The sequence below is a fragment of the Micromonospora sp. NPDC006766 genome (assembly GCF_040636055.1).
Lineage (GTDB): Bacteria > Actinomycetota > Actinomycetes > Mycobacteriales > Micromonosporaceae > Micromonospora.
This window is the reverse complement of sequence record NZ_JBEYIX010000015.1, coordinates 23,446-45,834: the sequence shown is the minus strand read 5'-3', so window position 1 is coordinate 45,834 and position 22,389 is coordinate 23,446. Positions and strand designations below refer to the sequence as shown.

Genomic DNA, 22,389 nt, shown 5'->3' with positions numbered 1-22,389 from the left:
GGATACCAGCGAACCATTCTGCCAGATCCGGCCCCGATCTCTCACACCGGACCCGGACAGGTCACCCGGGTCGACCATCGGGGTGACATACGACACGCCTCAGCGCACGGGCGGCCGGTCCCACCCGGGCGGCAGCCCCGGCACGTCCCATTCGGCGGGCGGATTGAAATCGCACCAGGTGCCGTCGAACGGGAATGCCCCCGCCTCGGCGAGCCGGCTCACCCGCTCCCCCTCCGCGCGGACCGCCTGCTCGTCGGCCACCCAGTAGTGGTCGGGGAAGGCGAGTCGCTCGACGAATTCCTCCTCGTCCTTCCACTCCCAGCTCAGGTCGGGATAGACCACCACGTCGAGGTCCTGATCCACCACGTCGACCCCGGCCACCGCGCCGTCGTCCCAACGCACGCCGGGCTCCTCCAGGTTGACGTACCAGTTCTTGAACCGGCCCCGGTCGTCGTGGAACCACCAGACGGAATGCGCCGCGCCGGTGGGCAGGAACTTCAGCAGCGGCGGCCCGTTCCAACGCGCCTCGGCGAGCCGGTAGCGAGAGATGATCCACTCCGCGAACGGCATGGCCCGCATGCCCCGCCCCGCCTCGGTCACCTCGTTGGCCACCGGCGTGTCCCGGGCGATCCAGAGCAGCAGCCCCCGGTCGTCGTCGAGGACCACCCGCGCCGGGCGGACCCAGCCGATCCGGCCACGCCGGACATTCCGGTGCAGGACCACTCGGCCCGGCTCGAACCGCACGTCACCGCTCCCAGACTGTTAACAGGGGGCCCCTCCTCTACCGGAGGCGTTAAGAAGGGGCCCTTCCTTACGTCAGTAGGCGCGGGCCAGGATGGCGACCAGGTCCGGCTCGTCCTCGGAGTCCGGCACCGAGCCGTCGGCACGCAGCAGGCACCGGACGGTGACGCCCTGGCCGTTCGCCTCGGCCTCACCCTCGACACCGACCGCCGACCACGGCACCCGGGCCCAGCCGGTGGCCGCCGCCTCGATCGCCTCGGCGAGGGTGGCGACCTCGATGGTGCGGGACTGCCGGTGTGCGAGGGCCTGGTCGTGCAGCGCCCGCTGATCGGCGTCCAGCGCGGCGAGGACCGCGCCGACCACGTCGGCAACCGGCGTCGGGGCCTTCGAGCCGTCCGTACGCCGGACCACCACCGCGTTGCCGGCGGCCAGGTCGCGGGGGCCGACCTCGACGCGGAGCGGGTAGCCGCGCAGCTCGGCGTCGACGGCCCGGCGGCCGAACGCGGTGTCGGTCCGGTCGTCCAGCGCGACCCGTACGCCGGCGTCGCGCAGCGCGTCGCGGATCTTGGTCGCCGCCGCACCGACGCCCTCGCCGTCCTTGACCACCATCACGTACGCCTGGACCGGGGCCAGCTTCGGCGGCACCCGCAGGCCGTTGTCGTCGCCGTGGCACATGATCAGACCGCCGAGCATCCGGGTCGAGGTGCCCCAGGAGGTGGTCCAGGCGTGCTCCCGGCCCCCCTCGGCGGAGGAGAAGCTGATGTCGAACGCCTTGGCGAAGTTCTGGCCCAGCTCGTGGCTGGTGCCCAGCTGCAGCGCCTTACCGTCGCCCATCATGCCTTCGCAGGTGTAGGTGGCGGTGGCCCCGGCGAAGCGCTCGCGGGCGGTCTTCAGGCCGACCACCACCGGGATGCCGAGCACGTTGACCATCAGGTCCTCGTACGCCTCGTGCAGGATCTTGCGGGCGTAGGCGCGGGCGTCCTCACGGGTGGCATGGGCGGTGTGCCCCTCCTGCCACAGGAACTCGCTGGTGCGCAGGAAGATCCGGGGGCGCAGCTCCCAGCGGACCACGTTCGCCCACTGGTTGAGCAGCAGCGGGAGATCACGGTACGAGTCGATCCACTTGGCCATGAACTCGCCGATCACCGTCTCGCTGGTGGGGCGGACCACCACCGGCTCGGCGAGCTGCTTGCCGCCGCCGTGGGTGACCACGGCCAGCTCCGGCGAGAAGCCCTCGACGTGCTCGGCCTCGCGCTTGAGGTAGCTCTCCGGGATGAACAGCGGGAAGTACGCGTTCTCCGCGCCGGCCGCCTTGATCCGGGCGTCCATCTCGGCCTGCATCCGTTCCCAGATGGCGTAGCCGGCCGGTCGGATGACCATGGTGCCCCGCACCGGGCCGTTGTCGGCCAGCTTCGCCTTGGCGATCAGGTCCTGGTACCAGCGGGGAAAGTCCTCCGCACGGGGAGTGAGCACGCGTGCCATGAGGGCACATCCTATGCTCCGCCCGCGCCGCCGGTACGCCCGGGAGTCCGCCGTGTCGCGCCGGGTCAGCGGATGACGCGACCGCGCAGGACGATGCGGGACGGGGTGCGGACCACCCGGAGGTCGCGACGCGGGTCCTCGGGGTAGACGACCAGATCGGCGAGGCCGCCCTCGACCAGGCCGGGGAAGCCGAGCCACTCCCGGGCGCGCCAGGAGGCGGCGGCGAGGACGTCCTCGGGGGACATGCCGGCCCGCTCGTGCAGCAGCAGCATCTCCTCGGCGGCCAGCCCGTGGTCGATGCCACCGCCGGCGTCGGTGCCGACGTAGATCGGCACGCCTGCCTCGTAGGCGGCCCGGACCACGTCGGGGAAGCGGTCGCGCAGGGCGAGCATGTGGTCGGCGTACCCGGGGAACTTCGAGCGGGCCTGGTCGGCGATGTGCCCGAAGGTCTGAATGTTGATCATCGTGGGGACCAGCGCGGTGCCCTGGCGGGCCATCAGGTCGACCAGGTCGAGGCTGAGCCCGGTGCCGTGCTCCACCGAGTCCACCCCGGCCCGCACCATGATCTCCACGGCCGACTCGCTGAAGGTGTGCACGGCCGCGCGTACCCCGGCGGCGTGCGCGGCGGCGACGGCAGCGGCCATAGTGTCGGCGTCCCAGGCCGGCGCGAGGTCGCCCACGCCGCGGTCGATCCAGTCGCCGACCAGCTTGACCCAGCCGTTGCCGGCGGCGGCCTGCTCGGCCACCGTCGCGGCCACCTCGGCCGCGCCGACCTCCACCCCGATGTCGCGCAGGTAGCGCTTCGGCGGTGCCACGTGCCGGCCGGCGCGGGCCAGTCGCGGCAGATCCGGGTCGTCGTCAAGCTCCGGGTACGGGTACGGCGAGCCGGCGTCCCGGATGGCGAGCACCCCGGCGTCCCGGTCGATCCGGCCCAGCTCGCGGGCCTGGTCGAGGGAGGTGATCGGGGCGCCGCCCCGGGCGATGCCGAGGTGACAGTGGGCGTCGGTCAGGCCGGGGAGCACGAAGCCGCCGTCGGCGACCGTCTCCGCGTCCGGCACCGGTTCGAAGGTGATCCGGTCGCCGACCAGCCAGAGATCCCGGACCTCGTCGTCCGGCAGGAGCACACCGCGCACATGCAGAGCCATGTGCACAGTCCTACCGGATCACTCCTCCTCGGTGGCGAGCAGGTCGTTCCGCCGTGCGGTGAGGGCGGGCAGGTCGACGGAGACCTTCCACGGCCGCTCGGTGACGAACAGGTCCTCGGTGTGGGTGACCTGCTCGTACTCACGGCCCGTGCCGAGGGTGTACTCGGTCAGCGTGATCCGTTCCTGCAGTGGGTCGACCACCCAGTAGGAGCGCACTGTGGCGTGCGCGTAGACCTTCGCCTTGTCGTACATGTCGCGGAAGGTGGAGGTAGGCGAGACCACCTCGACGGCGAGCAGCGCGTCCTCGACCGGGACGGGCGACCGGCCGGCGTGCTTGCGGCGGATGACGACCACGTCGGGCCGCGGCTCGTTGCGGCGGTCGACCCGCATCGACAGGTCGATGCTGACCAGATACTCCGGCGGGCAGTTGACTCGGAGCGCGAGCAGCAGTTCTACACAAAGCTCTTGGTGCACGGCAGTCGGCGACGGCACGATCAACCTTCCGTTGATCAGTTCGTACGGAAGGTCCTTGGGCAGGTCACCCAGGTCGTCGACCGTCCACTCGTGCCGTTCGGGCAGGATTGGCGCCGCGGTCATGACATCTCCTTCCAGGGGGCGACATGACCCTAAGCGCTCATCATGTCGCCCACCGTCACCGACACGCTAGCGGGGGTGCTTGTCGCCGCCCTTGCCGAGCTTGTTGAAGTCGATCTTCGGGAGCTTGAAGCCCGGCGGCAGGCCCTGGCCGCCGGCCAGGTCGCCCGGGTCCAGGCCCGGCGGGAGCTGCGGCATGCCGCCGGGAAAGCCACCCGGCAGCCCCGCGCCCGCGCCGGTGCGGGGCCGGCCACCCTTGGTGCCCTTGCGCTTGTTCTTGGGGCTCTTGGTCGCCTTGCGCCGGCCAGCACCGGGCAGGCCCATCATGCCGCCCATCTGCTTCATCATCTTCTGCGCGTCGGCGAAGCGGTTGAGCAGCTGGTTGACGTCCATCACGGTGACGCCGGAGCCGTTGGCGATCCGGGCCCGCCGGGAGCCGTTGATGATCTTCGGGTTGGTGCGCTCGCCCGGGGTCATCGACCGGATGATCGCGGTGACCCGGTCGAAGTGCTTGTCGTCCAGCTCGGCGAGCTGGTCCTTCATCTGCCCCATGCCGGGCATCATGGCCAGCACGTTGGCGATCGGGCCCATCCGCCGCACCGCGATGAGCTGATCGAGGAAATCCTCCAGGGTGAACTGCTCGCCGCCCATCAGCTTGGCGGTCATCTTCTCCTTCTGATCTGTGTCGAAGGCCGCCTCGGCCTGCTCGATCAGAGTGAGGACGTCGCCCATGCCGAGGATCCGGCTGGCCATCCGGTCGGGGTGGAAGACGTCGAAGTCCTCCAGCTTCTCGCCCGTGGAGGCGAAGAGGATCGGCTGCCCGGTGACCTCCCGGACCGACAGCGCGGCGCCACCGCGGGCGTCGCCGTCAAGCTTGGAGAGGACCACACCGGTGATGCCGACGCCGTCGCGGAACGCCTCGGCGGTGCGCACCGCGTCCTGACCGACCATCGCGTCGATGACGAAGATGACCTCGTCGGGCTGGACCGCGTCGCGGATGTCGGCGGCCTGCTGCATCATCTCGGCGTCGATACCGAGCCGACCGGCGGTGTCGACGATCACGATGTCCCGGGCGGCCCGCTTGGCGTGCTCGATCGAGGCGCGCGCCACCTGGACGGGGTCACCGACACCGTTGCCGGGCTCCGGGGCGTACACCTCGACACCGGCCCGACCACCGAGCACCTGGAGCTGCCCGACGGCGTTGGGGCGCTGCAGGTCGGCGGCGACCAGCAACGGCTGGTGTCCCTGAGACTTGAGCCAGCGGGCCAGCTTGCCGGCGAGGGTGGTCTTACCGGAACCCTGGAGACCGGCCAGCATGATCACGGTCGGCGGGTGCTTGGCGAACTGGAGCCGCCGCCCCTCGCCGCCGAGGACGGCTACCAGCTCCTCGTTAACGATCTTGACGATCTGCTGGGCCGGGTTGAGCGCCTGGGAGACCTCGGCACTGCGGGCCCGCTCCTTGACGTTCGCGATGAAGCCCTTGACCACCGGCAGGGCGACGTCGGCCTCCAGCAGCGCCATCCGGATCTCGCGCGCGGTGGCGTCGATGTCGGCGTCGGTGAGCCGGCCCTTGCCGCGGAGCTTGGTGAAGATCCCGGACAGGCGGTCACTCAAGGTGTCAAACACGCGAACATCCCGTTTGTCGTTTTCGGCGGGCACAAGTCGGCCGGCGCGCACACGGCCGGCTACCCGCAAGGGTAACGGTCCCGCCCGACCGCTGCTTCCCGCCGGCCGACCCCGGCCCGAGATCACGGCGGGCAAGGCCGCAGTCCGGCTCGCGGCTGGGTAGCTCGGTGGCCGCCTGTGAACCTGATGACGTATGTGACTCACGTCCGGAATGGGCACGGCGATCGCAGGAACGCGTGCCACACCGCTACCGCCGCCGTCCGCCGCCATCTGAAGCAACGGTGGTCTTGCCGGCACCGAACGCGCCGTTGAGCCAGACGATCACGACACGACCAGCCCCGACTGGTACGCGAAAACCACCAGCTGCGCCCGGTCCCGGGCACCCAGCTTGCCCATGGCCCGGCTGACGTGGGTACGCGCGGTGGCCGGGCTGACCACCAGCCGCTCGGCGATCTCGGCGTTGCTCAGGCCCTCGCCGACCAGCCCCATCACCTCCCGCTCCCGGTCGGTGAGGGTGCCGAGCTGCGGGTGCGGTCGGGGCACCCGGGCCGGACGGGTGGCGAACTCCCGGACCACCCGCCGGGTCACCGACGGCGACAGCAGCGCCTCCCCCTCGGCGACCAGGCGGATCGCCCGCAGCAGGTCGGCCGGACGGGTGTCCTTGGTCAGGAAGCCGCTGGCTCCGTGGCGGAGCGCGTCGAAGACGTACTCGTCCAGCTCGAAGGTGGTCAACACGATCACCCGGGTACCGGCGAGCGCGGGGTCGGCGACGATCCGCCGGGTCGCCTCGATGCCGTCGACGCCGGGCATCCGGACGTCCATCAGCACCACGTCGGGGCGTTCCCGGCGGGCCAGCTCGACCGCGCCGAGCCCGTCGGCCGCCTCGCCCACCACCGCGAGGTCGTCCTCGCTCTCCACCAGGGCGCGCAGCCCGATCCGGACCAGGTCCTGGTCGTCCGCGAGCAGCACCTTGATCATCCGATCTCCTCCCACGGAAGCGTCGCGTACACCCGGTAACCGCCGGTGGCGGCGGGGCCGGCGGCGAACGACCCGCCCAGCGCGGTGACCCGCTCCCGCATGCCGGCGAGGCCGTACCCGGCGGACCCGGCCGGCGCGGCGGCCGCGCCGCGGCCGGTGTCGATGACCTCGACGCTGACCTCGGTGGGGGCGTAGCGCAGCCGGACGGCGGCGGTGGCCGGACCGGCGTGCCGCAGTACGTTGGTCAGCGACTCCTGCACCACCCGGTAGGCGGCCAGGTCCACGGCGACCGGGAGCGGGCGGGGCTCCCCGGTGACCTCGACGTTGACCGGCACCCCGGCACCGGCCAGCCGCTCGCGCAGCTGCGGCAGCTGGCCCAGCCCGGGGACGGGAGCCCGCTCGTCGGCCGCCTCGTCCCGCCGGACCACGGTGAGCGTCACCCGCAGCTCGTCCAGGGCCTCCTTGCTGGTCCGGCTGATCGCGGTCAGCGCCGCCTCGGCGTGCTCCGGCCGCTTCGCCAGCAGATGCAGGGCGATCTCCGCCTGCATGTGGATGGCGGCCAGGCCGTGCCCGACCACGTCGTGCACCTCCCGGGCGACCCGCAGCCGCTCGGCGTCGGCCAACCGGCGGGCCTCGTCGACCCGGTTCCGGGCGATGCTCTCCCGGCTCAGGCGGACCGTGGTCCCCACCGCGAACGGCACCACCACCCAGGTGGCGACCCCCATCAGCCCGCTCAGGCCGGTCGGGCGCGCCCCGACGAAGACGTGGGCGAGCAGCGCCACCAGCGCGGCCGCGCCGGCCAGCGCCGCGATCCGCATCGGCCGGTACGCGGCCACCGTGTAGACCGCGACGAAGAACGAGATCAGGATCGGCCCGTACGGGTAGCCGAGCACCAGGTACACCGTGGTCGCGGCGGTGACCACGGCCAGGGTGGGCAGCGGCCACCGCCGTCGACCGGCGAGGGCGAGCGCCGCCACCACGACCAGCGGATACGTGGCCGAGCCGATGCCCACCCCCTGGTTGAGGCCGGCCGGCTCGGTGCCGAGCAGCCCGAAGACGACCATGGCCAGGGCGATCAGGGCGTCGAAGACGCTGTCGCCCCACCCGGTCCGAATCCGATGCATGCCGTCCCTTTCCCGCCCGGCTCAGCCGATGTCCCGTCGGCGCAGCAGCGCCCCGCCGATCGCCGCGAACGCGACGAGATAGGCCGCCACCACCACTGCAGCCTGCCCGCCGCCGACGGTCGACGCGACCCCGGGCGTGTCCCCGGCGGCACCCAGCGCCGCCGCCAGCGACCCGGCGTTCGGGCCGGGCAGACCCTTCTGCAGCTGGGCCACCCAGTCGAGCAGGGGCGCGGCGAGCGCGGCGAGCAGGTTCTGCACCGCGAGCATCCACACCAGCCCCAGCCCGACGGGCAGCGCCACCGCCCGCAGCGCGACGGCGAGCACGGCACCGAGCATGGCCCACATCGTGGCGACGAGCCACCCCGCGCCGATCCCGGTCAGCAGGTCGCCGACCGACGGCCAGTGGACCGGCTGCGACTCGGCGACCGCGATCAGGGCGCTCGCCACCGCGCCGACGGCGAAGATCGAGAGCACCACGACGAAGGCGGCGGCCGCCAGGACGAGCAGCTTGCCCGCGTACACCTCCAGTCGGGTGGGGCCCTGGGTGAGCACGGTCTTCCAGGTGCCCCAGGCGTACTCGCCGCCGACGGTGAGCACGCCGAGGATCAGCACGATCGCGCCCAGGAAGACCGGCAGCCCACCGAGCGAGTTCCCGACCAGCCGGTCGGGCAGCAGCATCGGCAGGGTCCGGTCGCTGTTCGGGCCGGTCGTCCCGCCGGCGATGCTCGCGTACGGGAAGACGTAGGTGAAGATCATCGCGAGCACCAGCGTGATGACGAGCAGCAGCCAGGACGCCGGTCGGCGGACCATCTTGATCATCTCTGCGCGGAAGCTACGCGACATCGGCCGTTCCCTTCTCGATGAGGTCGAAGAAGACCTGTTCCAGATCCCGCTCCCTGGGGCGCAGCTCCCGCACCGCCACCCCGACGCCGACCAGCTCGGCGTTGACCCAGGCGGCCCGATCCGGCCCGACCGAAAGCTCCAGCCCGCCGTTCACCACCCGCACCCGCTCGGCGCCGACCAGCTCCCGGGCCCGCGCCGCCGCCTGCTCGAGCGGGTCGGCGAGCACCCGCAGCACGGCCGCGCCGCGCAGGTCGGCGACGCGCCCCTCGGCGATCAACCGGCCCCCGGAGATCACCCCGACCCGGTCGCAGACCTGCTCGACCTCGCCGAGCAGGTGGCTGGAGACCAGCACGGTGCACCCGATCGCGCCGAGCCGGCGGATCAGCGCGCGCATGTCCGCCATGCCCGCCGGGTCGAGGCCGTTGGTCGGCTCGTCGAGAATCAGCAGGCGCGGGTCCTTGAGCAGGGCGGCGGCCACGCCGAGCCGTTGCTTCATGCCCAACGAGTAACCGGCGTACCGGTCGCCGGCCCGGTCGGTGAGGCCGACCAGGTCGAGCACCGAGCCCACCCGGTCGGTGCCGACCCCGGCGTAGCGGGCGAGTACCCGCAGGTTGTCCCGTCCGGACAAGTACGGGTAGAAGGCCGGCCCCTCGATCAGCGCCCCGACCCCGGCAAGCCGGCCGGCGCCGGGCGGCCGGCCGAGCAGCCGTACCGTGCCGGCGGTGGGTCGGACCAGCCCGAGCAGCATGCGCAGGGTCGTGGTCTTGCCGGCGCCGTTCGGGCCGAGAAAGCCGTACACCTCGCCGGCTTGGACGGTCAGGTCGAGGTTCCGCACGGCGGTCAGGCCGCCGTACCGTTTGGTGAGCCCTTCGGTCTGTACTGGCAGGTTCATGGTGTCGAACATGCCGCTCGCCGGGGCGCGCGTCGTCGCCCCGAGAGCGGCACCTCGCCTACGCTCCGGGACGTATCCCGGGGCCGATGTTAATAAGGGGCCCCTCCTCTACCGGAGGCGTTAACAAGGGGCCCCTGCTTACAGGGCGTCCAGGCCGCGTTCGCCGGTGCGGACCCGGACGACCTGCTCGACGGTGGTCACCCAGACCTTGCCGTCGCCGATGTTGCCGGTCCGGGCGGCACCCACGACGGCGTCGACGATCTTGTCGACCTCCAGCTCGTCGGTGAGCACCTCGACGCGGATCTTGGGCAGGAACTCGACGGTGTACTCGGCGCCCCGGTAGACCTCGGTGTGCCCCTTCTGCCGGCCGTAGCCCTGAACCTCGCTGATGGTCAGGCCGGCCACGCCGAGGGCGTGCAGCGCCTCCTTCACCGCGTCCAGCTGGTACGGCTTGATGACCGCGGTCACCAGCTTCATGTCCATCCTCTCCATCCCAGGAACGTTAACCGGCGACCTTCTCGCTGACCGGCTCAGCGGGCTCGTCCACCTCGTCGGTGACCGTCGGGGCCAGCTTCGCGGCGCCGATCCCCGCCATCGCGAAGGTGCCACCGCCCGTGGTCGGCGACAGGTCGTACGCGCTCTCCGCGTGCTCGGCCACGTCGATGCCCTCGACCTCCGCCGCGCCGGAGACCCGGAACCCGATCGTCTTGTCGATCACGAAGCCGAGGGCGTAGGCGACCGCGAAGGAGTAGCCGGTCACGATCGCCGCGCCCAGCGCCTGCCGGCCCAGCAGGGTGGCGTCGCCGCCGACCAGCAGACCGTCGCCGGTCACCAGGAGGCTGACCGAGCCCGTGCCGAACAGGCCGATCCACAGGCAGCCGATCCACCCGCCCACGAAATGCACGCCGACCACGTCCAGCGAGTCGTCGTAGCCGAGCCGGTACTTCAGGGCCACCGCGAGGGCGCAGACCGCACCGGCGACGAGGCCCAGCAGCACCGCCGCGGCCGGGGTGATGAACGCGCAGGCCGGGGTGATCGCGACCAGTCCGGCCACCGCGCCGGAGGAGGCGCCGACCAGGGTCGGCCGGCCGTCGCGTACCCACTCCACGGCGATCCAGCCGAGCAGCGCGGCGGCGGTGGCCACCTGGGTGTTGATGAAGGCCAGCGCGGTGACCCGGTCGGCGGTCAGCTCGGAGCCGGCGTTGAAACCGAACCAGCCGAACCAGAGCAGCCCGGCGCCGAGCGCGACCAGTGGGACGTTGTGCGGCTTGGTGCTCTCTCCCGGCCAGCCGGCCCGCCGGCCGAGGACCAGCACCAGGGCGAGCGCCGCGGCGCCGGCGTTGATGTGCACCGCCGTGCCGCCGGCGAAGTCCAGGGCACCGATGTCGCCGCCGATCAGGCCACCGCCCCAGACCATGTGCGCGACCGGGAAGTAGACCAGGGTGGCCCAGCCGAAGGCGAACACCAGCCAGCCGGCGAACCTGGTCCGGTCGGAGAGGGCACCACTGATCAGGGCGACGGTGATGACGGCGAACATCATCTGGAAGGCGACGAAGACGTAGAGCGGGATTCCGGTCTCGCCCCACCGGTCGCTCTCCCCGGCGAACGTCCTGGTGCCCGGGTACTGCCCCAGGTCGCCGACGAACCTGCCGCCCTCGCCGAAGGCGACGGTGAACCCGTAGAAAAGCCACAGGATGCTGATGAGCCCGATGGACGAGAAGCTCATCATCATCATGTTGAGTACGCCCTTGGACCGGTTCAGCCCGCCGTAGAACAGGGCGAGGCCCGGCGTCATGAGCAGCACGAGCGCAGACGACAGGAGCAACCAGGCGGTGTTACCAGAATCGATCTCCATGCTCCGGAAGCCTGCTCGCCGACTGTTTCGTTCACCGACACCGGTCAATTTCCGGGGCGTGACGGCTTGTTTCCGGCTGGTGAAATCAGCGCAGGGCGTACTCCAGGGCGTGGCGCTCGTAGTCGAGCAGGCGGAGGTCGCGCATCGGGCGGCGAAGGTGGCCCTTGTGCACGATTCGGACGAAGGCCGGCTCCCCGGCGGCGGCCATCCGGCGGATGCCCTCGACGTGGTCCACGATCCGCTTGCGGATGGTCCGGATCAGCCGATGCCGGTCGCGCGGGATCAGCCCGTACGCATCGGCGAACAGCCGCAGCCGGCGTGGCCGGTCCGGGCGCTTCCAGCCGAGGGTGATCGAGTCCCGGTCGGAGAAGATCGGCACCCAGGTCCAGGCCGCGTACGCCACGTCGTAGATCCGCGCGCCCGGTGAGGCCAGGTCGAAGTCGATCAGGCCGAGCGTGCCGTCCGGCCGCCAGATCACGTTGTGCGGGGCGGCGTCGTGGTGGCAGATCACCTCGGTGTCCGGCGGGGGCGGGCCGAAGGAGCGCCAGACCGCCCCCGGCGGCGGGTGGAAGCCGTACTGGGCGTCGTGGAACATCCGCAGCATGGTGGCCACGGTCACCAGCGCCTCGTCGGTGGCCCAGTGCGGGGCCAGCGGATATTCCCCGCACTCCCCCTCCAGGTACGACAGGACCTCCCGGTTGCGCTCGTCCATGCCGAGCGCGCGGGGAGAGCCGGTGAACCCGACGTACTCCAGGTGCCGCAGCAGCGCGTGCACCGCGGGGGTCCACGGGCCGGCGTTGCGCCGTACCGTGTCGCCCACCCGGACCACGGTGCTCACGTTGCCGCCGTGCAGCGGGATCTCCTGGGAGGTCACGTACGGTCTCCCGAGGCGGGGCTCCGGGTGGCTGGGGTCGCGCCACCCGGAGTAGGCGCGATCGTCAGTCATCACTCGGCGCTACGCGTCCCGGGTGAGCGGCTCGGTGCCGAGCAACGCGTCGACGAACTGCGTCGGGTCGAACGGGGCCAGGTCGTCCGGGCCCTCGCCGAGGCCGACCAGTTTGACCGGGATGCCGAGCTTACGCTGCACGGCGATCACGATGCCGCCCTTGGCGGTCCCGTCGAGCTTGGTCAGCACCACGCCGGTCACGTTGACCACCTCGGTGAAGACCCGGGCCTGCTCCAGGCCGTTCTGGCCGGTGGTGGCGTCGAGCACCAGCAGGGTCTCGTCGATCGGGCCGTGCTTCTCCACCACCCGCTTGACCTTGCCCAGCTCGTCCATCAGGCCGACCTTGTTCTGCAGGCGGCCGGCGGTGTCCACCAGGACCGTGTCGACCCGGGTGTCGATGCCCCGTTTGACCGCGTCGAAGGCGACGCTGGCCGGGTCGGCGGCCTCCGGCCCGCGGACCGTCTCCGCGCCGACCCGGCTGCCCCAGGTCTCCAGCTGGTCGGCGGCAGCGGCCCGGAAGGTGTCGGCCGCGCCGAGCAGCACGGTGCGCCCGTCGGCGATCAGCACCCGGGCGATCTTGCCGCAGGTGGTCGTCTTGCCGGCGCCGTTGACCCCGACGACCAGCACCACGGCCGGCACGTCGACCTTGGGCGCGGTCTTCAGCGACCGGTCCAGGGCCGGGTCGAGAGCGTTGACCAGCTCGGCGGCGAGCAGGGCGCGCAGCTCGGTGGCGGAGCGGGTGCCAAGGACCCGGGTCCGCTCGCGGAGCCGGTCGACGATCTCCCGGGTGGCGTCGATGCCGACGTCGGCGGTGATCAGGCTGTCCTCGATCTCCTCCCAGGCGTCCTCGTCCAGGTGGTCGCGGCTGAGCAGGCCGAGCAGGCCCTTGCCGAAGACGTTCTGCGAACGGGACAGCCGGGAGCGCAGCCGGACCAGCCGGCCGGCGGTGGGCTCGGGAACCTCGATGGTGATCGCCGGGACCTCGACCACCGGCGGCGGCTCGACCAGCACCCCGGTGGAGACCTCCGGCGCTTCGACCGGTGGAGCGGCCAGCTCCTCCTCGGCCCGGGTCTCGACCTCCGTCTCCGGCGGCGGCGCGGGACGCCGGCGCAGCCGGGGCACCACGAGGCTGAGGCCACCGAGGATCAGCACGCCAAGCAGGGCGATGATGATGAGGAGGTATTCCTTCATGCCCGAAATCCTGTCAGATGGCGACGGCGGCGTCCCACTCACCGCCTCCGTCGGCGAGCAAGCTGCGGGTGGGCTCGCCGCTGCCAGGCGTGCCGAGCGCGTCGTTCGGGTAGGAAAGAGGGAGGCTTCTTCCCCCGGAGGTGCCCCGTGCCCAGCCCCCGTCTGCTCATCGGCCCGCTGCTGCGCCGGGTCGTCGGCACGCGGGCGACCGTCTGGGTGGAGACCAGTGCGCCCGCCGTGGTCACCGTCCGCACGGCCGACGGCGCCACCGGCACCGCGAAGACCTTCTCGGCGTACGACCACCATTACGCGATCGTGGTGGTGACGGGGCTCACCCCCGACAGCGTCACGACCTACCAGGTGCTGATCGACGACGAGGTCGCCTGGCCTGTGCCGGAGAGCGGCTTCCCGCCCAGCGTGATCCGTACCCGGGCGGTCGACGACCGGGACCAGCCGGTGACGCTGCTCTTCGGCTCGTGCCGGGAGGCCACCCAGCACGCCACCGGGCGCCGGCTGCCCCCGGACGCGCTGGACGCGTACGCCCGGCGGCTGCTCGCCGGCCCGGACCCGGCCGCCCTGCCCGACCTGCTGGTGCTCCTCGGCGACCAGGTCTACGCGGACGTCACCTCGCGGACGGTGCGCAAGCTGCTCAAGCGACGCCGGCGCCGGCCGGCGGGCGCCCCGGCCACCCAGGTGGTCAGCTTCGACGAATACACCAAGCTCTACCTGGAGTCCTGGCGGGACCCGGAGATCCGGTGGCTGCTCTCCACCGTGCCCAGCGTGATGATCTTCGACGACCACGAGGTGATCGACGACTGGAACACCTCGGCCTCGTGGCGGGCGGACATGCGCGAACAGCCGTGGTGGGCGGAACGGATCCGCAGCGGGCTCGCCTCCTACTGGGTCTATCAGCACCTGGGCAACCTCGCCCCGGACGAGATCGCCGCCGACGCGTTGTACGCGAAGGTCACCGCCGCCGAGGACGCCACCGGTGTGCTGCACGAGTTCGGCGAGCGCGTCGACAGGGCGGCCGACCTCTACGACGACTCCAGCTCGGCGCGTCTGACGCCGCGCCGCGACCTGGAGCCGTCGCACGACGCGGAGCGCCGGCGAGCGGTGCAGTACCAGTGGAGCTACGCGCTTGACCTGGGGCGTACCCGCCTCGTCATGCTGGACAACCGGGCCAGCCGGGTGCTACGGCCCGGCAACCGGGCGATGCTGCCGCCGGACGAGTGGTCCTGGTTCCTCGACCGCGCGCACGGCGACTACGAGCACCTGGTGGTCGGCGCCTCACTGCCCTGGCTGCTGCCGCCCGGCATCCACCACGTGGAGGCGTGGAACGAGCGGCTGGCCGACTCCCGCCGGCCCTGGGTGGCGAAGCTCTCCGAGCAGCTGCGCCGCGCCCTGGATCTGGAGCACTGGGCGGCGTTCGGGCGTTCGTTCGACGCCCTCGGCGAACTCTTCGCCCGGCTGGGCAGCGGCACCCCTGCCGAGGCCGGGGCGCGGGTCGGCGCCGGGGCGGCGTACCCGCCACCGGCCTCGATCAGCGTGCTCTCCGGCGACGTGCACCATTCGTACGTGGCCCGGGTACGCTTCGCCGACCGGGCCGTCCGCACCGCGGTGCACCAACTCACCTGCTCCCCGATCCACAACCAGGTGCCGGCGGCGATGCGCCCGCTGATGCGGCTGGGCTGGGGTCGGGCGCCGGTCGCCGCCGCCCGGGCTCTCGCGCGCTCCGCCGGGGTGCGTCGGCCGAGCGTACGGTGGTGGAAGCTGGCCGGACCCTACTTCGGAAACGCGGTGGCCACCCTGACCCACCGGGGCCGCTCGGCCGAGGTGACGATCGAGGGCACCACCGGCGACGGCGATCTGCGCGTGGTGGCACGGCAGCTCCTCAGTCACCCGGTTTGAGTACGCTCTGCCCCGTGGACGATCACCTGCCGGAAGCCCTGCGCGCGGTGGAGGACGAGCTGACCGCGCTGCTGCGCCGCGGTCGCGCGCTGTCCTGGGAGGTAGCTCGGGAGGTCCACCCCAACCTGGAGCCGAACACCTACGGTCTGCTGCTCTGGCTGCGCCGGTCCGGCTCGATCCGGCTGACCGACCTGGCCGCCCGGCTGGGTGTCGGCAAGGGCACGCTCAGCCGGCAGATCGCCGGCCTGGAAGGGCTGGGCCTGGTCCGCCGCGACCCGGACCCGACCGACCGGCGGGCGGCCCAGCTCAGCCTCACCGAGGAGGGCAGCCGCCGGTTCGACGCGGCGCGGACGGCCCGACTCGAACAGATCCGCCGGACGATGAGGAACTGGCCGAAGCGGGACGTCGAGGACTTCGCTCGACTGCTGCACCGCTTCAACGAGACCTTCTGATTCTTCCCGAACAGTCGCCCCGGTGACCGCGGTGGCGCAACCATCGTGAACAGTCTGCTATGGATGGCCATCGGGCGACGGGGAGGAACCGGGCATGCGGGAGTTGGCGGGCGCTTCCCGGCGCCGGGCGCTGAGGATCATCGGCGGGCTGGGGGCAGCCGGCGCGCTGACGGCCGTCGCCGGAGGGCTCGAAACCAGCCCGCCAGTCGGCGACGACCTCTCCCCTTCTGAGCCGGTGAGCCGCAGCGCCGTGTCGCCCGTAGTCCGGGAGAACGCTCGGGCGGGTGCCGCCGCCTTCAGGCTCCGCGGCCCACGGCGGGCCAACGAGGCGACCGGCCAACTCGCCGGGTACGCCGACCGTACCAGCGTCGCGGTCGGCGAGGAGATCACCTTCCATGTGTCGGTCGCCCCGGCACAGGACTATCAGATCTCGGTCTATCGGCTGGGGCATTACGGCGGGGCGGGTGCCCGGCTGGTGGCGTCCAGCCCGTGGCTCGCCGGGCAGACCCAGGCCCCGCCCGCGGTGGATCCCACCACCCGGCTGGTCCGCTGCGCCTGGTCGCCCGGCTGGCGGCTACGGATCCCCCGCGACCAGGTCAGTGGCTACCACCTGGCCCTGCTCCGCTCCGCCGCCGGGGTGCACTGGTGGATCCCGTTCGTGGTCCGGAATCCGGCCCCCTGCTCGGCCGGATTGGTGGTGATACCGACCAGCACGTACCAGGCGTACAACCGTTGGCCCGCGGACGGCCGCACCGGAGCGAGCCTGTACTACGGGTACGACGCCACCGGCCGCTGGGTGAACGCGGCGCGGGCTCGGGCGGTGAGCCACGACCGGCCGTACGGCGGCGGCGGCCTGCCGGGCCAGGCCGTCGGAGATGTCGCCTTCGTCCGGTGGGCCGAGGAGCAGGGCTACGACCTCACCTACGCCACCAGCGAAGACCTGCACACCGGCCGGGTGGTTCCGCACCAGCACCGGGTGGTCGTCTTCGCCGGCCACGACGAGTACTGGTCGGCCGAGATGCGGGCCGCCGTCACCACCGCCCGGGACCGCGGCACCAGCCTGGTCTTCCTCGCCCCCAACAACTGCTACTGGCGGATCCGGTACGAGGCCGGCGACCGGACCGTCGAGTGCGCCAAGAGCCACCGCCGCAAGGGTCACCCCGCGCCGCCGACCTGCCGGTGGCGCATCGCCGACAGCCCCGAGCAAAAGCTGATCGGCGTCCAGTACGTCAGCGTGGTGGACGGCGTCGCGCCGCTGGTGGTGCGAACCAGCGGGCACTGGTTCTGGGCGGACGCCGGGGTGGCCGACGGCGACGAGATCCGCGGGCTGGTCTGGGGCGAGGCCGATCAGCTCATGCCCGGCGTGCCGGAACCCGCCGCCGTCGAGCGGAGTCTGCTGGCCGACTCCCCGTTCACGCACGCCGGTAGGGCGTACCGGCAGCACACCCACCTCTACCAGGCGCACTCCGGGGCCTGGGTCTTCGCCGCCGGCACCTTCGGCTGGACCAGGGCGCTCCGCGACCCGGCGGGCCCGGGCACGTCGCCCGGAGACCCGCGGATCCAGCAGGCCACCCGCAATCTGCTGGACCGGCTGTTCGTCGGAGCCGGCCCGACCACCGCACCGGCCGCTGACCCGTCGTCGTAGTGCCCGGAGCGCAAGGAGGGGCCCCTGTTAACGCCTCGCGTTGTACAGGGGCGCCCTCCTAACATCGCCGGATGACCTGGAAAGCACCGGAGATCAGCCGGAAGCACGAGCCCTACGTCGGCGACGAGCGCACCATGCTCGAAGGCTGGCTCGACTACCACCGCGACACCCTGCTGCTCAAATGCGCCGGCCTGACCGCCGAGCAACTCAAGACCCCGAGCGTCGAGCCGTCCAACCTGACCCTGCTCGGCCTCGTCCGGCACATGGCCGAGGTGGAACGCTGGTGGTTCCGCATCCGGGCCGCCGGCCAGCAGCTCGACGACCTCTATTGCACCGAGGCCAGCCCCGACGGCGATCTCGACGACGTGGCCGACGCCGACGCGGCGACCGACTTCGCCACCTACGCCGCCGAGGTCGAAGCGGCCCGACAGGCCGCCGCCGGCCTCTCGCTGGACCAGACCTTCGCCCGCCGCCGCGACGGCGGCACCGACGAGATCAACGTCCGCTGGGTGTACGTCCACATGATCGAGGAGTACGCCCGGCACAACGGCCACGCCGACCTGATCCGGGAGCGGATCGACGGCGTGACCGGCGCCTGACGGCGGCACCCGATACAGCGGGTCCCGGCGAGCTGGGACTCGCCGTATCGGCGAAATCGGGCGGGCTCCCGTGCCGGAGGCGGTGGGCGTGGCGTCAGAACGCCAGCGCGGCGCGCAGGTAGCGCAGGTCGCCCGGGCCGCTCCAGCGGTACGCCGACAACCCGGCCACCCGGGCGCCCGCGACGGCCCGGTCCTCGTCGTCGACGAAGAGCACCCGCGCCGGCGACGTCTCCAGCGCGGCACAGGCCGCCTGGAAGTACTCCTTCGCCGGCTTGTGCACCCCGACGACCGCGGAGTTGACCACCACGTCCAGCTCGTCGGTCAGGCCCAGCGCGGCCAGGTCGGCGTCGAGCAGGTCGGTGGCGTTGGTGCCCAGCCCGACCCGTACGCCAGCCGCCCGCGCCTCGCGGATGAAGGCGAGCACATCGGGGTCGACCTCGCCCCGGTAGCGCTGCCACTCGTCGACAGCGGCGCGGGCCCGGGCCGGGTCGCCCACCGAGGGGGCTAGCGCGTCGGCCACGCTGCTCATCCACTGGGCGTGGCTGACCTGGCCGGTGAGCACCGGCTGGAGCAGGCCCCACGACATGGCGATCTCGCCCAGTACGCCCTCGGTGAGCCCGTATTCCCGCTCGACGGCGGCGGCCACCGCCGGATCCCAGCGGCGCAGCACGCCGTCGAAGTCCACCAGCAGCGCCGTCGCCCGTTCCCGACTCACTCGTCCTTCTCCTGCCCGTTGTCGTCGGCCCGGTTGAGCCGTTGGCTGATCACCTGGGTGACCCCGCTGCGCATGGTCACGCCGTACAACGCGTCGGCGATTTCCATGGTCCGCTTCTGGTGCGTGATCACGATGAGCTGGCTCTTCTCCCGCAGCTGCGCCAGCAGCGTGATCAGGCGGCCCAGGTTCACGTCGTCGAGGGCCGCCTCCACCTCGTCCATGATGTAGAACGGGCTGGGCCGGGCGCGGAAGATCGCCACCAGCATGGCCACCGCGGTCAGCGACCGTTCACCGCCGGAGAGCAGCGACAACCGCTTGATCTTCTTGCCCGGCGGCCGGGCCTCCACCTCGACTCCGGTGGTGAGCAGGTCCTCCGGGTCGGTGAGCACCAGGCGACCCTCGCCACCGGGAAAGAGCACGGTGAAAACCTGCTCGAACTCGCGCGCGGTGTCCTCGAACGCGCTGGCGAAGACCTCCAGGATCCGGTCGTCGACGTCCTTGACCACGGTGAGCAGGTCCCGGCGGGTGGCTTTGAGGTCTTCCAGCTGCTCGGAGAGGAACTTGTAGCGCTCCTCCAGCGCGGCGAACTCCTCCAGCGCGAGAGGATTGACCTTGCCGAGCAGGGCCAGCTCCCGTTCCGCCTTGGCGGCCCGCTTCTCCTGCACCGGCCGCTCGTAGCGGACCGGCTCGGGCACCGGCTGCCCCTCCTTCTCGGCGGTCGCGACGTCCGCCTGGGTGGGCGGAACGAGCTGCTCCGGGCCGTACTCGGCGATCAGCGTCGGTACGTCGAGGCCGAAGTCCTCGGCAGCCTTGGCCTCCAACTGCTCGATACGCAGCCGCTGCTCGGCGCGGGCCACCTCGTCCCGGTGCACCTGGCTGGTCAGCCGCTCCAGCTCGGCGCCGAGCCGCTTGGCCGCGCCGCGTACCTCGGACAGCTCGGCCTCGCGGGCGGCGCGCTCGCGCGCCACGGCATCGCGATGCTCCTCGGCGCGGGCGATGGAGACGGTGAGCCGGGTCAGCGCCTCGCGGGCCCCACCGACCACGGCCCGGGCGATCGCCGCGCCGCGGGTACGGGCCGCCCGGCGGGCCGCCGCGCGCTCCCGCGCGGCCCGTTCGGCGTTCGCCTGGCGGGCGAGGGAGTCGGCCCGGCCGGCGATCGAGGAAACCCGCTCCTCGGCGGTACGCACGGCGAGCCGGACCTCCATCTCGTTCTGCCGGGCCTGCGGCACCATCGCGGCGAGCTGGTCGCGCTCCTCGGTGGACGGTTCCGCGTCGACCGGGGTGACCTCGGCCAGCCGCAGCCGTTCCGCCAGCTCGGCGAGCGCCTGCAGGTCGCGTTCCCGGGCCGCCTCGGCGCGCGCCCGGGACTCGCCGAGCCGGTCGGTCTCCGCCCTGGCCGACCTGGCTGCCGCGCCCAGCTCGGCGAGGCGGCGGGCGGCGGCGTTGCGGTGGCTCTCCGCCTCGCGCTTGGCGGCGGCGGCGTGCTGCACGGCCTCCTTCGCGGCGGCCACCTCGGCGCGCGCGTCGACCAGTTGCTCGCGCAGCTCGGCGCTGGCCCGCTCGGCGGCGAGCCGGTTGGTCCGGGCCTCCTCGACGGCTGCCTGCACCTCGATGAAGCTGGGCGCCTTGGCCGACCCACCGGCCGCCGCGTACGCCCCGACGACGTCGCCGTCGGCCGTGACCGCCCGCAGCTCCGGGTTGCCGGCGGCCAGTTCGGCCGCGGCGGCGAGGTCGTCGACCAGCGCCACGTCGCGCAGCGCCCGGTATACCGCGGGCCGGATCTCGGGCGCGCACTCCACCAGGTCGGGGGCCCAGCGGGCGCCGTCGGGCAGCTTCGGGCGCAGCGCGTCGGCGGGGCCGTCCATGCCCGGCCCGGCCGGGCTGCCGACTAGCAGCCCGGCCCGCCCGGCATCAGAGATCTTGAGCAGCCGCATCGCCTCGACGGCCTCGTCCACGCCGGTGACCGCGACCGCGTCGGCGAGCCCGCCGAGCGCGGCGGCGAGCGCCGCCTCGTGGCCGGGCGCGACGGTGAGCAGCCCGGAGAGGCTGCCGAGCAGGCCCGGCACCTGGCCGGCGCGGGCCAGCAGGGCCCCGGTGCCGTCCTTGCGGCGCAGGCCGAGGGCGAGCGCCTCCTCGCGGGCCTTCCAGGTGGCCGCGTCCTTCTCGGCGGCGCGCTCGGCGTCGGCGAGGCCGCGGACGGCCGACTGCGCCCGCTCGTGGACGGCCACCGCCTCGGCGTGCCGCGCGTCCAGGTCGGCGTTGTCCCGGTCGGCCTCGGTGGACTGCTCGGCGACCGCGTCGAGCTCCGCCTGGGCCTTCTCGGCGCGGGCCATCGCGTCGGCGTGCGCCGCGGCGAGCCGTTCGATCTCCTCGCCGGCGCTGGTGGTCCGCGCCCGGGCCGAGTTGACCTGGCCGGTCAGCCGGGCCAGCCCTTCCCGCCGGTCGGCGATGGCCTTGGCGGCAGCGACCAGTTCCCGCTCGGCGGCGGCGAGCTGCCGTTCCAGCTCCTGCCGGTGCTCGACCGCCTCGGCCAGCCGGATCTGGTCGTCGGTGAGCGCCGCGCGCAGTTCCTCCTCCTGCTCGCGGACCCGCTGGGACTCGGCCTCCAGCTGGTCGGGGTCGCGGCCGGGGCGCTCGTCGTCGGGTGCGGCGCTGAGGTGGCGCAGCCGTTCCTGGGCGAGCTGCTCGATGGAGCGGAACCGCTCCTGGAGCGCGGAAAGCTTGTACCAGGTGTCCTGGGCGGCGGCGAGCAGCGGGGCGTCCTCGGCGAGGTCGGCCTCCAGCTCACCGAGGCGGGCCTGCACCTCGGTGTGTTCCGCCTCGATCTGCTCCCGCCGCTCACGCAGCGCGGTCTCGTCGGCGATCTCCCTGTCCAGGGTGGTGCGCAGGGTGTGCAGGTCGTCGGCGAGCAGCCGCAGCCGGGCGTCGCGCAGGTTGGCCTGGATGGCGGCGGCGCGTCGGGCCACCTCGGCCTGCCGGCCCAGCGGCTTGAGCTGACGGCGCAGCTCGACGGTGAGGTCGGTCACGCGGTTGAGATTTACCTGCATCGCGTCGAGCTTCCGCAGCGCCTTCTCCTTGCGCTTGCGATGCTTGAGGACGCCGGCCGCCTCCTCGATGAACGCCCGCCGGTCCTCCGGCTTGGCGTGCAGCATGCCGTCGAGCCGGCCCTGCCCGACGATGATGTGCATCTCCCGGCCGATGCCGGAGTCTGACAGCAGCTCCTGGATGTCGAGCAGCCGGCAGGAGTCGCCGTTGATCTCGTACTCGCTCTCACCGGAGCGGAACATCCGTCGGGTGATGGAGACCTCGGTGTACTCGATCGGCAGCGCGCCGTCGGTGTTGTCGATGGTGAGGGTGACCTCGGCCCGGCCCAACGGCGCCCGCCCGGCGGTGCCGGCGAAGATCACATCCTCCATCTTGCCGCCGCGCAGCGCCTTGGCGCCCTGCTCGCCGAGCACCCAGGCGATGGCGTCGACGACGTTGGACTTGCCGGAGCCGTTCGGGCCGACCACGCAGGTGATCCCGGGCTCCAGCTTCAGCGTCGTCGCGGAGGCGAAGGACTTGAAGCCCTTCACCGTCAGGCTCTTGAGATGCACCTTCTCGATCCTCGTCCGGTGGCCGCCGTACCGTCGCCGGCTGCGCGGACCTGG

The 22,389-nt window shown here is 72.6% G+C and carries 19 protein-coding genes; 4 read left to right on the top strand and 15 right to left on the bottom strand.

The window, feature by feature from the left end; genetic code table 11:
• Positions 1-99: 99 nt before the first annotated feature.
• The 13 genes from ABZ671_RS15865 to ftsY all read right to left on the bottom strand — a co-directional run bounded on the left by ABZ671_RS15865 (position 100) and on the right by ftsY (position 13,417).
• Positions 100-744, bottom strand: a complete 645-nt coding sequence (locus ABZ671_RS15865) for a DUF402 domain-containing protein (protein WP_357857586.1) — start codon at positions 742-744, stop codon at positions 100-102.
• Between the two features lie 72 nt (positions 745-816).
• Positions 817-2,223: a proline--tRNA ligase gene (gene proS / locus ABZ671_RS15860; protein WP_357857583.1), complete on the bottom strand. Its 1,407-nt coding sequence runs from the start codon at positions 2,221-2,223 to the stop codon at positions 817-819.
• A gap of 65 nt (positions 2,224-2,288) precedes the next feature.
• The gene (locus ABZ671_RS15855; RefSeq protein WP_357857580.1) at positions 2,289-3,368 is read right to left on the bottom strand and encodes an amidohydrolase family protein; all 1,080 of its coding nucleotides are present in this window, start codon (positions 3,366-3,368) and stop codon (positions 2,289-2,291) included.
• Between the two features lie 18 nt (positions 3,369-3,386).
• The gene (locus tag ABZ671_RS15850) at positions 3,387-3,965 is read right to left on the bottom strand and encodes a Uma2 family endonuclease (RefSeq protein WP_357857577.1); all 579 of its coding nucleotides are present in this window, start codon (positions 3,963-3,965) and stop codon (positions 3,387-3,389) included.
• Positions 3,966-4,031: 66 nt separating this feature from the next.
• Complete coding sequence (ffh, locus tag ABZ671_RS15845; protein ID WP_357857574.1) at positions 4,032-5,588, bottom strand: signal recognition particle protein; 1,557 nt, start codon at positions 5,586-5,588, stop codon at positions 4,032-4,034.
• A 321-nt stretch (positions 5,589-5,909) separates the two neighbouring features.
• Positions 5,910-6,566 (bottom strand): response regulator transcription factor, encoded by a 657-nt coding sequence (locus ABZ671_RS15840; protein ID WP_357857571.1) that lies wholly within the window; start codon positions 6,564-6,566, stop codon positions 5,910-5,912.
• The gene (locus ABZ671_RS15835; protein ID WP_357857568.1) at positions 6,563-7,690 is read right to left on the bottom strand and encodes a histidine kinase; all 1,128 of its coding nucleotides are present in this window, start codon (positions 7,688-7,690) and stop codon (positions 6,563-6,565) included. Before ABZ671_RS15835 ends, ABZ671_RS15840 begins: the two co-directional genes overlap by 4 nt.
• A gap of 21 nt (positions 7,691-7,711) precedes the next feature.
• A complete protein-coding gene (locus ABZ671_RS15830) occupies positions 7,712-8,533 on the bottom strand; it encodes an ABC transporter permease subunit (protein ID WP_357857565.1) in 822 nt (273 codons plus the stop codon).
• Positions 8,523-9,425: an ABC transporter ATP-binding protein gene (locus ABZ671_RS15825; RefSeq protein ID WP_357857562.1), complete on the bottom strand. Its 903-nt coding sequence runs from the start codon at positions 9,423-9,425 to the stop codon at positions 8,523-8,525. Before ABZ671_RS15825 ends, ABZ671_RS15830 begins: the two co-directional genes overlap by 11 nt.
• A 138-nt stretch (positions 9,426-9,563) precedes the next feature.
• Positions 9,564-9,902, bottom strand: coding sequence for a P-II family nitrogen regulator (locus ABZ671_RS15820; protein ID WP_357857777.1), 339 nt, complete (start codon positions 9,900-9,902; stop codon positions 9,564-9,566).
• A 25-nt stretch (positions 9,903-9,927) separates the two neighbouring features.
• Complete coding sequence (locus ABZ671_RS15815; RefSeq protein ID WP_357857559.1) at positions 9,928-11,280, bottom strand: ammonium transporter; 1,353 nt, start codon at positions 11,278-11,280, stop codon at positions 9,928-9,930.
• Positions 11,281-11,365: 85 nt separating this feature from the next.
• Complete coding sequence (locus tag ABZ671_RS15810; RefSeq protein WP_357857556.1) at positions 11,366-12,226, bottom strand: aminoglycoside phosphotransferase family protein; 861 nt, start codon at positions 12,224-12,226, stop codon at positions 11,366-11,368.
• A 9-nt stretch (positions 12,227-12,235) separates the two neighbouring features.
• Complete coding sequence (gene ftsY / locus ABZ671_RS15805) at positions 12,236-13,417, bottom strand: signal recognition particle-docking protein FtsY (RefSeq protein ID WP_357857553.1); 1,182 nt, start codon at positions 13,415-13,417, stop codon at positions 12,236-12,238.
• Between the two features lie 147 nt (positions 13,418-13,564).
• Here ftsY and ABZ671_RS15800 point away from each other — a divergent pair, with 147 nt between their 5' ends.
• The 4 genes from ABZ671_RS15800 (at position 13,565) to ABZ671_RS15785 (ending at position 18,024) form a co-directional block, all read left to right on the top strand.
• The gene (locus ABZ671_RS15800) at positions 13,565-15,328 is read left to right on the top strand and encodes an alkaline phosphatase D family protein (protein ID WP_357857549.1); all 1,764 of its coding nucleotides are present in this window, start codon (positions 13,565-13,567) and stop codon (positions 15,326-15,328) included.
• Between the two features lie 14 nt (positions 15,329-15,342).
• A complete protein-coding gene (locus tag ABZ671_RS15795; RefSeq protein ID WP_357857546.1) occupies positions 15,343-15,780 on the top strand; it encodes a MarR family transcriptional regulator in 438 nt (145 codons plus the stop codon).
• Between the two features lie 94 nt (positions 15,781-15,874).
• Complete coding sequence (locus ABZ671_RS15790; protein WP_357857543.1) at positions 15,875-17,425, top strand: N,N-dimethylformamidase beta subunit family domain-containing protein; 1,551 nt, start codon at positions 15,875-15,877, stop codon at positions 17,423-17,425.
• Positions 17,426-17,496: 71 nt separating this feature from the next.
• Complete coding sequence (locus tag ABZ671_RS15785; protein ID WP_357857540.1) at positions 17,497-18,024, top strand: DinB family protein; 528 nt, start codon at positions 17,497-17,499, stop codon at positions 18,022-18,024.
• A 94-nt stretch (positions 18,025-18,118) separates the two neighbouring features.
• On the opposite strand, the gene ABZ671_RS15780 is transcribed toward ABZ671_RS15785, so the two are convergent.
• Together ABZ671_RS15780 and smc are read right to left on the bottom strand one after the other, a co-directional pair.
• A complete protein-coding gene (locus ABZ671_RS15780; RefSeq protein ID WP_357857537.1) occupies positions 18,119-18,739 on the bottom strand; it encodes an HAD-IA family hydrolase in 621 nt (206 codons plus the stop codon).
• A complete protein-coding gene (gene smc, locus ABZ671_RS15775; RefSeq protein ID WP_357857534.1) occupies positions 18,736-22,335 on the bottom strand; it encodes a chromosome segregation protein SMC in 3,600 nt (1,199 codons plus the stop codon). The genes ABZ671_RS15780 and smc overlap by 4 nt, the downstream gene beginning before the upstream one ends.
• Positions 22,336-22,389: the final 54 nt, after the last annotated feature.

What these genes read in the sequence shown, in the direction of transcription:
- proS (WP_357857583.1), bottom strand. Translation starts at nt 2,223, where the DNA reads ATGGCACGCGTGCTCACTCCCCGTGCGGAGGACTTTCCCCGCTGGTAC.
- ABZ671_RS15855 (WP_357857580.1), bottom strand. Translation starts at nt 3,368, where the DNA reads ATGGCTCTGCATGTGCGCGGTGTGCTCCTGCCGGACGACGAGGTCCGG.
- ABZ671_RS15850 (WP_357857577.1), bottom strand. Translation starts at nt 3,965, where the DNA reads ATGACCGCGGCGCCAATCCTGCCCGAACGGCACGAGTGGACGGTCGAC.
- ABZ671_RS15840 (WP_357857571.1), bottom strand. Translation starts at nt 6,566, where the DNA reads ATGATCAAGGTGCTGCTCGCGGACGACCAGGACCTGGTCCGGATCGGG.
- ABZ671_RS15835 (WP_357857568.1), bottom strand. Translation starts at nt 7,690, where the DNA reads ATGCATCGGATTCGGACCGGGTGGGGCGACAGCGTCTTCGACGCCCTG.
- ABZ671_RS15830 (WP_357857565.1), bottom strand. Translation starts at nt 8,533, where the DNA reads ATGTCGCGTAGCTTCCGCGCAGAGATGATCAAGATGGTCCGCCGACCG.
- ABZ671_RS15825 (WP_357857562.1), bottom strand. Translation starts at nt 9,425, where the DNA reads ATGAACCTGCCAGTACAGACCGAAGGGCTCACCAAACGGTACGGCGGC.
- ABZ671_RS15820 (WP_357857777.1), bottom strand. Translation starts at nt 9,902, where the DNA reads ATGAAGCTGGTGACCGCGGTCATCAAGCCGTACCAGCTGGACGCGGTG.
- ABZ671_RS15815 (WP_357857559.1), bottom strand. Translation starts at nt 11,280, where the DNA reads ATGGAGATCGATTCTGGTAACACCGCCTGGTTGCTCCTGTCGTCTGCG.
- ABZ671_RS15810 (WP_357857556.1), bottom strand. Translation starts at nt 12,226, where the DNA reads ATGACTGACGATCGCGCCTACTCCGGGTGGCGCGACCCCAGCCACCCG.
- ftsY (WP_357857553.1), bottom strand. Translation starts at nt 13,417, where the DNA reads ATGAAGGAATACCTCCTCATCATCATCGCCCTGCTTGGCGTGCTGATC.
- ABZ671_RS15790 (WP_357857543.1), top strand. Translation starts at nt 15,875, where the DNA reads ATGCGGGAGTTGGCGGGCGCTTCCCGGCGCCGGGCGCTGAGGATCATC.
- ABZ671_RS15785 (WP_357857540.1), top strand. Translation starts at nt 17,497, where the DNA reads ATGACCTGGAAAGCACCGGAGATCAGCCGGAAGCACGAGCCCTACGTC.